Source organism: Neisseria sp. P0021.S007, assembly GCF_051956855.1.
This window is the reverse complement of sequence record NZ_JBQCXA010000218.1, coordinates 1-941: the sequence shown is the minus strand read 5'-3', so window position 1 is coordinate 941 and position 941 is coordinate 1. Positions and strand designations below refer to the sequence as shown.

The window sequence follows — 941 nt, the reverse complement described above, 5'->3', positions numbered from 1 at the left end:
CCCCTGCACGAAGGCACCGAAGTCATGCTGTCTTTCGTACAAGGCAATCCCGACCGTCCGTATATCTCCGGCGTGATGCACGACAGCGCCCATCCCGACCACATCCCTGCCGATTGGAACACAAGGAATGTCATCCGTACCTGGGCGAACAACAAACTCAGGATGGAAGACCAAAAAGGCCAGGAACACATCAAACTCGCCACCGACTACCAAAAATCCCAACTCAACCTCGGACATATCGTCGACAGCGGTAGGGCAAAACGCGGAGAGAACGGCGAAGGCTTCGAACTCAGAACCGACGGCTGGGGTGCCGTACGGGCGGGTAAAGGCATACTCGTCAGCGCACAAAACCAAGACGCCAACGGCAAAGTGCTGGATATGGACGATGCCATCGCGCAGATTGAACAAGCACTTTCCCTCGCCAAAAGCCTGAACAAAGCCGCCCAAACCGCCAACAACCACAACACCGATGAAGAAACCCAAAGGGGTCGTCTGAAAGACGCCCTCAAAGACCTGAAAGAGGCAGGTTTGATCCAAACCGCCCCCGCCGGTATTGCCACCGCAACCCAGCAAAGCCAACTGCACACCGCCAATGAAAACATCCACCTGGTCAGCGGCAACCATACCGACATCACCGCCGGACAAAGCCTGACCGCCCATGCGGCAGAGAGCCTCAACCTGTTTGCGCAAAGCAGCGGCATCAAGGTACAGGCCAATCAGGGCAAAGTGGAAGTACAGGCACAGAATGACGAGCTGCAGCTGAATGCGCTGAAGGACGCGGTGCTGACCAGTAGTTCAGGCAGAGTAAATATTGCAGCGCAAGAGGAAGTTTTAATTACCTGTAAAGGCGCATACATCAAATTCTCGAATGGAGAAATTGAGATAGGCAGTCCGAAGCTGGTGCGGGTGAAGGCGCCGTTGGAGGTGACTGGGTCTCAGAG

1 protein-coding gene is annotated in these 941 nt (G+C 55.3%); it reads left to right on the top strand.

The window, feature by feature from the left end; translation table 11 throughout:
- Positions 1-24: 24 nt before the first annotated feature.
- Positions 25-941 (top strand): DUF2345 domain-containing protein (locus ACTHUR_RS12340; protein ID WP_440398766.1); only part of this gene is annotated, 917 nt, incomplete at its 3' end.